The following is an 11,229-nucleotide window of genomic DNA, read 5'->3' on the forward strand; positions in this document are numbered from 1 at the left end:
GTCCGAGTTCTTCACCGAGGTTTTCCCTTACGGTAGGGGCATGGCTACCGTCTGGACGATCCCGATCGACATCACTTCTCGCTGGCTCGACAATGCCGAGGTCCAGACCTTCCTCGCGTCCAACGACCTGGACAACGCGTCCCCCGACCCGCGGGTGCGGTTCGCGCAGTTCGCGGACGTCACGAAGTCCCTCGAACGGCACATCGGGCACACCTTCTCCTCCGTGCAGGGCGCCGCCACCGCACTCTTCGACGGCATCGACGGCGGGGTCCCGGTCGCGTTGAAACTGGCGGCACTGCGCCTGATCCTGAAAGAGGTGTATCAGACCCGCCATGCGCCGCAGCCGTTCCCGAAACGGGTGGGTGAGGAACTCGGCACCTACGTCTACGCGCTGCTCGACCCCCGCAACAGGTCGGTGTTCTACGTCGGCTCCGGGCGGGGCACCCGGGTGTACGGCTACGTGTGGGAGGCGCTGGCCGAGAACGAGCACCGGCAGACGCTCGAGGATCCGGAGACCGACGGCGCCGAGGTGAAGGCCGCGACGATCGCCCGCATCCGCGAGATCTACGACTCGGGACACGAGGTCGAGCACTACATCGTGGCGCATCGCGTCGCGGACACCGGTGGCGTCGCCGACGCGGTGCGGGCTGGAGTCGTGGGAGCGCTGGGGCTCGTCGAGGGCGCCGATCTCGGCAACCTCGCCGGCGGCGCGGGCGAGCAGCGGGCCGTACCCGTCGACGACCTCGTGTTGCAGTACGCGGCAGAACCCGTGCCGAATCTGCCCACCCCCTGCGTCGTCCTCGAGGTGCCCGCCGCGTCCCGGCGGGGCGTGACCTCCGAGGAGGTGTACGAACTGTCCCGCGGCGCCTGGGCGGCAGGCGCCGCCGTCCGCAACACCGACGACATCCCGGTGATCGTGTTCGCGGACAACATTGTTCGGGCCGCATACCGGGCCAGGTCGTGGTCGTCGGTGGCGCGGCCCGGCGACGCGGCGCTGTGGCGGTTCACGGGCGAGTCCGACACCGAACTGGAGAGCCGATTCGTGAACAAGCGGATCGTCCCCGCCAAGGTCGGCCTGAAGAAGTGGCCCACCCACGGCTGGGTCCCGCACCTCACCCAGGCCCGCCCCGGCCGCTGACGTGAGCGGCACAGCGTGCCCCGGCACACCGTGCCGCTCACCTGCAGAGTGGCCTCCCGGGTCGGTGGGGTGTGGTAAGTCTGAGCCGACCGGAGTTGGGGAGCGAAGGGAGGCCACGTGCTCGTACTGCATCGCGCCGAGCGTTCCACCACTCTCGCGTCGGCTCTCGGTGACGTGCTCGCGACCCCGCTGTCCGATCCGTTCGCCCGTGAGGTCGTCGCCGTCCCGGCGAAGGGTGTCGAGCGCTGGCTGACCCAGCGACTGTCGACCGCGCTCGGTGCCCGGCCCGGCGTCGGCGACGGGGTGGCCGCGAACATCGGCTTCCCGTCACCCGCCCGGCTCGTGGACGAGTGCCTCGCCGCCGCCACCGGAGTGTCCGCCGACGACGACCCGTGGCATCCGTCCCGGGTGTTGTGGGCGCTGCTCGGTGTCGTCGACGACTGCCTCGGCGAACCCTGGTGCGCCGTCCTCGCGAAACACCTCGGGCACGGCGGCCCCGACGGCGACGATCACCGGCCCGGCAGGCGCTACGCGACGGCGTCGCACCTGACCGAACTGTTCCGCAGTTACGCCGCGCAGCGGCCGGCGATGCTGGTCGACTGGGCGGGAGGCCGGAACACCGACGGTGCGGGCGGCCCGCTCGACGACGACCTGCTCTGGCAAGCCGAATTGTGGCGACGGCTGCGCACGAGGATCGGCGGCCCCGCGCCCGCCGAGCGCCTCGACTCCGCCTGCGCCCGGCTGCGCGAGGAACCGGACCTCGTCGAACTCCCCGGCCGGCTGTCGCTGTTCGGTCCGACGCGCCTCGCGACCGATCAGATCGCCGTCCTCGCCGCGCTGGCCGTCCATCGTGATGTGCACCTGTGGATTCCGCATCCGAGCCCCGCACTGTGGTCGTCGTTGTCCACCGCGGACGGCGTCCTCGCGCGCGCCGACGACCACACCGCCCTGTCCGTCGCCCACCCGCTGCTGTCGAGCCTGGCGCGGGACGTGCGCGAACTCGAGTCGAGACTGACCCGCCTCGACGTCGACGACCGCTACCACGCGGGACCCCCGCCGCCCGACTCTCTGCTGGGGTGCCTGCAGGCCGATGTCCGGGACGACCGGGCGCCTGCGCTCGCCGAGTGCACCGCCGACGCGTCCGTGCAGGTCCACGCGTGCCACGGGCCGGCCCGCCAGGTGGAGGTCCTGCGCGAATGCCTCCTGCATCTCTTCGAGGACGATCCGACTCTCGAACCGCGCGACGTGCTCGTCATGTGCCCCGACGTCGAGTCGTACGCGCCGCTGATCCGAGCCGCGTTCGGGCAGGACGTGCTCGGGCACCCCGGCCACCGTCTGCGGGTCCGCCTCGCTGACCGGGCCCTGCACCAGACCAATCCGGTTCTCGCCGTGGTGTCCAGCCTCCTCGAACTCGCCGACGCGAGGGTGACGGCGAGCCAGATTCTGGACCTGTCGGCGGCCGCCCCGGTGCGCAGGCGGTTCCGGTTCGGGGACGACGACCTCGAACGGATCCGGGAATGGGTGTCCGCGACGGGTGCCCGCTGGGGTATCGGACCGCGACAGCGCGCGGCGTTCGGTCTCGGCGACTTCCCGCAGAACACGTTCGCCACCGCACTCGACCGCATCCTGCTCGGCGCCGCGGCCGACGAGTCCGCGGGCGAATGGCTCGCCTTGGCTCTTCCGCTCGACGACGTCGACAGCAACGACATCGACCTCACCGGGAGGCTGGCCGAGTTCGTCGACCGCCTCGACGTCGCGTTGCGCGGGCTCGCCGGGCCGCAGTCGGTCACGGACTGGTCGAGCGCGCTCACCCGGGCGCTGGACCTGCTCGTCGACGTCGGTGCCGCCGATACGTGGCAACTGGCGCAGGCCCGAAGGGAACTGGGGGCGGCGACGGAGCACGGCGGCGACACTGTCCTTCGACTGTCGGACGTGCGCGCCATGCTCGCCACCCGGCTCGCGGGACGTCCCACCCGGGCCAATTTCCGCACCGGGGAGCTGACGGTGTGCACGATGGTGCCGATGCGGTCGGTGCCGCACCGTGTTGTCGTCCTCCTGGGGCTCGACGACGAGGTGTTCCCGCGGGGCGTGAGTGTGGACGGCGACGACGTCCTGGCTCGTAATCCTCTTCTCGGCGAACGTGATCCGCGTAGCGAGGACCGGCAGTTGCTGCTCGACGCCGTCATGTCCGCCAGTGAGAAGCTGCTGCTGTTCTACACGGGTGCCGACCCCGTCACCGGCATGTCCCGGCCTCCTGCGATCCCGCTGTCCGAACTGCTCGACGCGGTCGCGGCCACCGTCGGGAGCGATGCCCTCCCCGGCGTCGTGACCCGGCATCCGTTGCAGCCGTTCGACGCCCGCAACTTCCGGCCCGAGCGCCCGTTCAGTTTCGACCGGGCGGCGCTGGCCGGTGCCCGCGCCGCGCAGCACCCGCCCGAACCGGAACCCGCGTTCCTGCCGGCGCCGCTGGTGCCGCCGACGCCGGAGGAGGTCGTCGACCTCGCGGAACTCGTCGCGTTCCTGGTGCACCCGACGCAGGCGTTCCTGCGGCAACGGCTCGGGCTGCGGGTCCCCGACGTGGACGAGGACCTCGCCGACGCACTGGACGTGGCCCCCGGTCCGCTCGCCCGCTGGGACCTCGGTCAGAGGATGCTCCTCGCGCGGCTGTCGGGCACCGAACCCGCCGACTTCCGCGCCGCCGAGTGGCGCCGGGGCACGTTGCCGCCGTTCAAGTTGGGGGAGTCGGTGCTCGGCGACATCGAGCACGCGGTCGAGTCGCTCGTCGCGGTCAGCGGGTCCGTGCAAGTCGGGCGCGCGGAGACCGTCGACGTCGATGTCGATCTCGGCGACGGGCGGCGCCTCACCGGGACCGTGGGGGGTGTGCACGGATCGGTGATCGCGACCACCACGTATTCGAGGCTCGGACCGAAGCACCGCCTCACCGCGTGGGCCCAGTTGCTGGCGGTCGCGGCATCCGACCACGACGGCGACACCGAATGGACGGCCGTGACGACCGGCCGCGGCTCGTACAGCCGCCCGGCGTGGCGCTCCACCCTGACGGCGCCGGAGAACGCGCTGGAGGAACTGGTGCGACTGGTCGAACTGCGCGATCTCGGGTTGCACGCGCCGTTGCCGATCGCCACGGGCGCGTCGGCGGCCTACGCCGAGCGACGGCACGGCGGCAGCAGCATGGAGGATGCGATCGAGGCGGCCCGGAAGGAATGGAGCAGTGATTTCGGTGACGCACGCGACCGCCACATCACGTACGTGTACGGGTCCTCACCCGGCATCGACGTCCTCGGCGACGCGGTGACGATCGAGAATTACGCCCGGCAACTGTGGGCGCCGCTGCTCGCCGCCGAGACGGTGGCGCAGCCGTGACCGCCGCGCGGAGCTTCGACCTGCTCGGTCCGCTCCCGGAGGGCACGACGGTGCTCGAGGCGAGCGCCGGTACCGGCAAGACCTACGCGATCGTCGGGCTGGCCGCCCGCTTCGTCGCCGAGGGCGGTGTCGACCTGTCGCAGTTGCTGCTGGTGACGTTCAGTCGTGCGGCGACACAGGAATTGCGGGAACGCACCCGTGAGCGATTCGGTTCCGCCGCAGCCGCGTTGGCCGACCCCGCGGCGGCCCGGCTGAGCGCGGACCACGTGATCCGGCACCTCGCCGAGGCCGAAACCGACGTGGTGACGCTGCGTCGCAGGCGCCTGCTGCAGGCACTGTCGGACTTCGACGCCGCCACCATCGTCACCACCCACAGCTTCTGCCAGCGGATGCTCGACGGGCTCGGGATCGCGGGCGAACGCGACCCCGACACGGTGCTCGTCGAGGCCGCCGACGACCTCACGACGGAGGTGATCGCCGACCTGTACCTCCGGGCGTACAGTCGCGCCGACTCCGCGCCCTTCACCCCCGCGGAGGCCACTGCCGCCGCCCGCGCCGCCATCTTCGACCCGCAGGCCGTGCTCGCGCCGGAAGATGCGCGGGGCACCCCGGCCGGAGATCGGGTGGCGTTCGCCCAGGCGGTTCGCGCCGAGGTCGAGCGCCGCAAACGCGCGGTGGGGCTGCGGGACTTCGACGATCTGCCCATGCTCCTCCACCGCGTCCTCAGCGATCCCGAGCACGGTGAGGCGGCCTGCAGGCGGGTCCGCGAACGCTACAGCGTCGTGCTCGTCGACGAGTTCCAGGACACCGACCCCCTGCAATGGGACATCCTGCGCCGAACCTTCCACGGCAGCGGGACGCTGGTGCTCGTCGGCGACCCGAAGCAGGCGATCTACGCGTTCCGCGGCGCCGAGGTGCTCAGCTACCTGGACGCCGTGCGCTCCGCCGACCGGCACCAGGAACTGACCACCAACTGGCGCAGCGATCAGGAACTCCTCGACGGCCTCGAATACCTGCACGGCGGCGCCGCACTCGGGCATCCCGAGATCGTCGTGCACCGCGTCGACGGTGCGAGGCCGAAATCGCGCCTGACGGGCGCTGTTCCGCTGCGACTGCGGTACCTGCCGCGGACCGGCGCCGGGCCGATCAACAAGTCGGGATACCCCGCCGTGGGTCCGCTCCGGAAGAAGATCGCCGCAGACCTCGCCGCCGACATCGTGGCCCTCCTCGACGGCGGCGCGACTCTCGACGTCGGGGGAACTGCCCGACTCGTCGAGCCCGGCGACATCGCGGTCCTGGTGCGCACCAACGCCCAGATCACCCTGGTCCACGACGCCCTCGACCGGGCCGGGGTGCCGTCCGTGCTCGCCGGCGGGGCCAGCGTCTTCACCACTCCCGCTGCGCAGCACTGGCTCTGGATTCTGGCGGCGATCGAGCAGCCGCACCGCGCCGACCGGGTGCGGCTGGCCGCGCTCACCCCACTGCTCGGCCACACCGCGGAGGAACTCGACGCCCGCGGCGACGACATCGTCGCGGAGGTCGGCGGGCAGCTGAGGGAGCTCGGCTCGGTGTTCGCGCAGTCCGGTTTCGCGGCGCTGTTCGAACGACTGTCCGCGGTCGGCGCGCTGGAGGCGAGACTGCTCCGGGTGGCCGCGGGCGAGCGGTCGCTGACCGATCTGCGGCACGTGGCGCAGTTGCTCAACAGTGCGGCCGTCGAGCAGTCGCTCGGCCTGACGGCGGTCACCCGTTGGCTCACCGAACGCATGAAGGATCCGTCCTCGGGCGGGGTGGACCGCAGCCGGCGCCTCGACAGCGACGCTGCGGCGGTGCAGATCGCGACCGTCCACGCCAGCAAGGGCCTCGAATTCCCGCTCGTCTACCTGCCGTACGCCTGGGACGCCGCCAAGATCTCGAAACCGAGCAAACTGCTTCTGCACGACGACGACGGCCGACGCGTCCTCGACGTCGGTGGCCCGGGCAGCCCCGGCTACGCGGACCGCAGGAACCGGCACGACGCGGAAGAGGCGGGGGAGGAGTTGCGACTGCTGTACGTCGCGGTCACCCGCGCGATGTGCGGGCTCGTGATGTGGTGGGCGCCGGCGTTCACGACGGCCGGCGCGCCGCTGCACCGGATGATCCTGGGTCGGCAGCCCGGGCAGCGGGACGTCCCGCAGAAGGTCACCGTCCCCGAGGATCCCATTGTCGCCGAACGGTTGTCCGCCTGGGGCGCGGCCGCGCCGGAGACGGTGACCGTCGAGGCGGTGGGTTCCGAACCCATCCCGCGGGTCGGCTGGACACCGCAGCGTGAGCCCAGCGGCGACCTGGAGGCCGCGAGGTTCCGCCGGCTGCTGGACACGCGGTGGCGTCGCACGTCGTATTCGGCGCTGACGGCGTCCGCACACGACGCGCCCGCCGTCGGCAGCGAAGCGGAGGTCGAGGAGAAGACGGACGAGCCGGCCGAACCGCCACTGCTCGCGCCGGACGACGTCACCGCGGGATTGCCGTCGACGATGAACGAACTACCGGGCGGCGCGACATTCGGCACGCTCGTCCACGCCGTCTTCGAGATCGTCGATACGGCGGCACCCGATCTGGACGACGAAGTCCTGCGATGCTGCCGCGACGTGATCGCGTCGACCCTGTCGGACGTCGATCCGGCCCAGCTCGCCGCGGCACTGGTACCGGTGCTGCGCACTCCGCTCGGCGCGGGGGCACTCGCCGACCTGGCACCCGCAGACCTGCTGGCGGAACTCGACTTCGAACTGCCCCTCGCCGGCGGCGACACGCCGTCGCTCACCGTGATGCTCGACGGCGTCGGCAGACTGCTGCGCACCCACCTTCCCGACGACGACCCACTCCGGTCGTACGCCGACGCCGTGCAGACACTCGAACCGACCCCGCTGCGCGGGTACCTCACCGGCAGCATCGACGCGGTGCTGCGACTGCCGGGACCGCGGTACGTCGTGGTCGACTACAAGACCAACCGTCTCGCGCAGGGCGACCTGACCACCGCGCACTACACCCGCGAGAGGATGGCAGCCGAAATGCTGCGGGCGCACTATCCACTGCAGGCCCTGCTGTATTCCGTTGCGCTGCATCGCTACCTGCGCTGGCGGCAGCCGGACTACGATCCGGCGGTGCACCTCGGCGGTGTGCAGTACCTGTTCGTTCGCGGGATGGTCGGGCCCGGCACGCCACCGGGCTGCGGAGTCTTCGACTGGGCACCGCCCGCCGCACTGATCACCGAGCTGTCCGATCTGCTGTCCGGGTCGGCCTCCGCAGCGGAGACGGCGCGATGACCGAGGTGCAGGTGGCGCAGCGCGGCAAGGGCATGCTGCGGATCTTCAACGAGGCCGGGGTGCTGGCCGCCGCGGACGTGCACGTCGCGCTGCGGTTGTCGGCGCTCGGCGGCGAATCCTCGGAAGACGTCGTGCTGGCGACGGCGCTGGCGGTGCGGGCGGTGCGGTCCGGTTCGGTGTGCCTGGACCTGACGCGGTTCCGGGAAGTCACCGTCGACGAGGAATCCGAGGTCGATCTCGACGTCCTGCCCTGGCCGGACGACGACACCGTCGTCGCGGCTCTGCGCCGGAGCCCGCTGGTCACGGGTGGTCCCGCGGGACCGCTCCGACCGCTGCGGCTCGTCGACACGGCCGAGGGCGGGCTGCTCTACCTCGACCGGTACTTCCGGCAGGAAGCCACCATCCGGCGGATTCTCGACCAGCGCGCCGTCGGGTACCCCCTCGTCGACGAGCAGTCGCTGCGGGACGGGCTGGACAGTTTGTTCCGCGACCAGCACGACCGGACGGCACCGGCTCCGTCGCCGGATCGACAACGGATCGCGGCCGCGGTCGCGGCCACCCAGTGGACGTCGGTGGTGGTCGGCGGACCCGGAACGGGCAAGACCCACACCGTCGCCCGGGTGCTGGCGTTGCTGACCAGGCAGCCCGGACCCGGACGGCGTATCGCGCTCGCCGCGCCCACCGGGAAGGCCGCGGCGCGGTTGCAGGAATCGGTGCAGGAGCAGGCCGACGCACTCGGATTGCCGCGCGAACTGAAAGCGATGACGCTGCATCGTCTGCTGGGGTGGCAGCGTGGTGGCGGAAGCCGGTTCCGCTACAACGCGAACAATCACCTGCCGTACGACGTGATCGTGGTCGACGAGACGTCGATGGTGTCGCTGACGATGATGTGCCGGCTCCTCGAGGCCGTCCGCCCGGACACACAGTTGGTGCTCGTCGGGGACCCGGATCAGCTGACGTCCGTCGACGCGGGCGCGGTCCTCGCCGATCTCGTGGCCCGGCCGGTGTCGGGCACCGAGAATCCGGTGCTCGCCAGGGTCGTCGGCGACGATCTCGACGCCGCCGACGACCCGCTCGAGGCCGCGTTGAGTGCGGGCGAACGGGACAGGTTGCGGGGCGGCGTGGTCCGGCTCAGCCGAGGACGGCGTTTCGGCGGCGCCATCGCCCAGCTGGCCGTCGCGGTGCGGAGCGGCGAGCCGGACGAGGTGGTGGAGATCCTGTCGCGCGGTGTTCCCGAGGTGTCGTTCCACGGCCCCGAGGATCTGGGCGCACTGCAGGCGGACGTGGTGGCGACGGCCGCCGCGGTCACCCATTCCGCGGAATCCGGCGATGCCGCTGCTGCACTTCGACATTCGGAGGAGCACCGGCTGTTGTGCGCGCACCGGGAAGGTCCGTACGGGGTGCAGCGGTGGGCGCGGCAGGCCATGGAGTGGATCGGGCAGTCGACCGGGCAGCGACTGGACCCGGATCGCTGGTATCCGGGCCAGCCGCTGATGGTGACCGCCAATGATCACGAAACGAAGATCTACAACGGCGACACCGGGGTGATCGTGCGCCGCGACGACGACGAGCTGTTCGCCGCATTCGTGCGGGGCACCGAACCGCTCCTGTTGCATCCGACGCATCTGTCCGCGGTGCAGACGGTGTACGCGATGACGATTCACCGCAGCCAGGGTAGCCAGTACGACACGGTGACCGTGGTACTGCCCGGCGCGGCGTCGTCGCTGCTGACCCGCGAACTGCTGTACACCGCGATCACCCGTGCGCGAAAGCACGTGCGGATCATCGGGACCGAGGGTGCGGTGCGGGCGGGAGTGCAACGCCGGGTGCTGCGAGCGAGTGGTCTGCGGAGGGCGATTCCGTAGCCCGGCCCCGCACGGACGAGATCACGACGGCGAGCGTCGCCGACAGGAACACGACCTGCAGAAGTGTGCGGGGGATCAGCAGTCCCGCGGCACCGGCGAGTTCGAGCAGACCGGTCAGCGTCACCAGCAGCCCCGGGTTCGGCAGAGACGGCGGAACCATGGCGACGAGGGCGATCAAGGGTTCCATGGCAGTCTCCTGACTCGATCAGTCTTCGTGGGTACCGCTGCGCAACAGCCGGTCGCGGGCGGCGCTGAACTTCCGCGCGACGGGCACGCGGGTGGTCGCCCGGGCCAGGCCCATCGCCGGTGTGCCGACGTAGATCGACTCGGCGCGGTCCACCGGATAGGTCTCGTGCCAGACGCCGACGGCGCCCGGTGCCTTGCGGGCCCGGCGGTTGAACGCGGCCCAGGCCGGGCGGTGCTTCGCCTGACTGTCACTGGCGTAGGCGTACAACTTGTCGACGGAGTTCCAGTACTGAATCACCGTCGGGCCGCGCCCCTCGAACGTCAGGCGGTAACCCAGCAGACCCGAATCGGGGTCCTCCGAGAGTTCGCGCAGCATTCTCGGCATCGCGACGAGAGTGGGCAACCACAGGTCGGGCCGCCACGGCCGGTTGATGGTCATCCCGATCAGGAAGACCACCAGTTCGCCGTCGTAGTGGTGCGTCGAACGGGCGGGTTCGATCGTCGTCATCTGACGCCTCCCAAGGTTGGGTATCGGAACTATCTAATAATGGATAGTGGCAGTATCCAATGTCAAGGGTGCGGGCATACGAAAACCCGGACCGCACAGAGTGCGACCCGGGTGGATGGTGCGGAGTCGATTACGGCAACGGGACCTGCGGTGTCACCGGCACGACCGAGGCGAGCGCGCGCTCGTGGGCGTCGGTCGACCATTCGGGCTCGGTGGTGATGTTCAGGTCCCCGACGATCGTGCCGAAGATGTCGATGTCCGTGCTGTACAGGATCACCGCGTTGCGCTGCGAGTCCGTGAAGTTCGTACCCGTGATGTTCGCGTCGCTCAGGTCGGCGTGCGACAGATCCGCGGCGGCGAAGTTGGTGCCGGTGAGGTTTGCCCGCTTCATGTTCGCGCCCGCCAGGTCGGCGAAACTCAGGTTCAGGCCCGCCAGGTTCGCCGAACTCAGATCCGCGCCCGGGCACGTCGTACGGTCCTCGGGGCTCGGATTTGCCACGATCCTGCAGCCGTTGATCTCGGTGAGCACATCCGCCCCGGCCGTGCCTGCGCCCGCAGAAAGTGCGGCACCCCCGGCCAGCGCGACCGCGCCCAGTGCCCTGAAATATGTCCTGCCCATGCCGGACCGCCCCCTCGCGTAGAACCTCAACCGTCATCGCCGAACTTAGTGCCGACCGCCCGGCGGCGCACGGGGAACGGCGACACCGGCGGGGTCGAAGCGCAGACGCACCCCTTCTCGGCGGACGCACCCCTTTTGCGTTTGTTGCCAGGGTGGTCGTGAGACACATCGTGGCAGGGGCGCGGGGAAGCGAGTGATGCATGATCGACATCGAGATCGGACGCACCCCGACC

General features: G+C 70.8%; 6 protein-coding genes and 1 pseudogene. 4 read left to right on the top strand and 3 right to left on the bottom strand.

Annotated features, from left to right (window positions below):
* Positions 1-40: 40 nt before the first annotated feature.
* The 4 genes from ACFU5V_RS41355 to recD all read left to right on the top strand — a co-directional run bounded on the left by ACFU5V_RS41355 (position 41) and on the right by recD (position 9,683).
* On the top strand, positions 41-1,138 hold the full coding sequence (locus tag ACFU5V_RS41355; RefSeq protein WP_378706987.1) for a GIY-YIG nuclease family protein: 1,098 nt from the start codon (positions 41-43) through the stop codon (positions 1,136-1,138).
* 117 nt (positions 1,139-1,255) lie between these two features.
* Complete coding sequence (gene recC / locus ACFU5V_RS41360; RefSeq protein ID WP_378706989.1) at positions 1,256-4,519, top strand: exodeoxyribonuclease V subunit gamma; 3,264 nt, start codon at positions 1,256-1,258, stop codon at positions 4,517-4,519.
* Positions 4,477-7,818: a UvrD-helicase domain-containing protein gene (locus tag ACFU5V_RS41365; protein WP_378439771.1), complete on the top strand. Its 3,342-nt coding sequence runs from the start codon at positions 4,477-4,479 to the stop codon at positions 7,816-7,818. Before recC ends, ACFU5V_RS41365 begins: the two co-directional genes overlap by 43 nt.
* On the top strand, positions 7,815-9,683 hold the full coding sequence (recD, locus tag ACFU5V_RS41370; protein WP_378706991.1) for an exodeoxyribonuclease V subunit alpha: 1,869 nt from the start codon (positions 7,815-7,817) through the stop codon (positions 9,681-9,683). Before ACFU5V_RS41365 ends, recD begins: the two co-directional genes overlap by 4 nt.
* Here the strand turns inward: recD and ACFU5V_RS41375 are convergent.
* The 3 genes and pseudogenes from ACFU5V_RS41375 to ACFU5V_RS41385 form a co-directional block, all read right to left on the bottom strand.
* A pseudogene (locus ACFU5V_RS41375) lies at positions 9,601-9,852 on the bottom strand (hypothetical protein); the annotation flags it as partial. The gene recD and the pseudogene ACFU5V_RS41375 sit on opposite strands and share 83 nt — an antisense overlap.
* Positions 9,853-9,888: 36 nt before the next feature.
* Positions 9,889-10,377, bottom strand: a complete 489-nt coding sequence (locus ACFU5V_RS41380; protein WP_378706992.1) for a DUF4188 domain-containing protein — start codon at positions 10,375-10,377, stop codon at positions 9,889-9,891.
* 130 nt (positions 10,378-10,507) lie between these two features.
* Positions 10,508-10,996, bottom strand: coding sequence for a pentapeptide repeat-containing protein (locus ACFU5V_RS41385; RefSeq protein WP_378706994.1), 489 nt, complete (start codon positions 10,994-10,996; stop codon positions 10,508-10,510).
* Between the last annotated feature and the right edge of the window lie 233 nt (positions 10,997-11,229).

Source organism: Rhodococcus sp. NPDC057529 (assembly GCF_042802055.1).
Taxonomy (GTDB): domain Bacteria; phylum Actinomycetota; class Actinomycetes; order Mycobacteriales; family Mycobacteriaceae; genus Rhodococcus_F.

Coding starts and splice junctions, on each gene's coding strand:
- recD (WP_378706991.1), top strand. CDS start 7,815: ATGACCGAGGTGCAGGTGGCGCAGCGCGGCAAGGGCATGCTGCGGATC.
- ACFU5V_RS41385 (WP_378706994.1), bottom strand. CDS start 10,996: ATGGGCAGGACATATTTCAGGGCACTGGGCGCGGTCGCGCTGGCCGGG.
- ACFU5V_RS41355 (WP_378706987.1), top strand. CDS start 41: ATGGCTACCGTCTGGACGATCCCGATCGACATCACTTCTCGCTGGCTC.
- ACFU5V_RS41380 (WP_378706992.1), bottom strand. CDS start 10,377: ATGACGACGATCGAACCCGCCCGTTCGACGCACCACTACGACGGCGAA.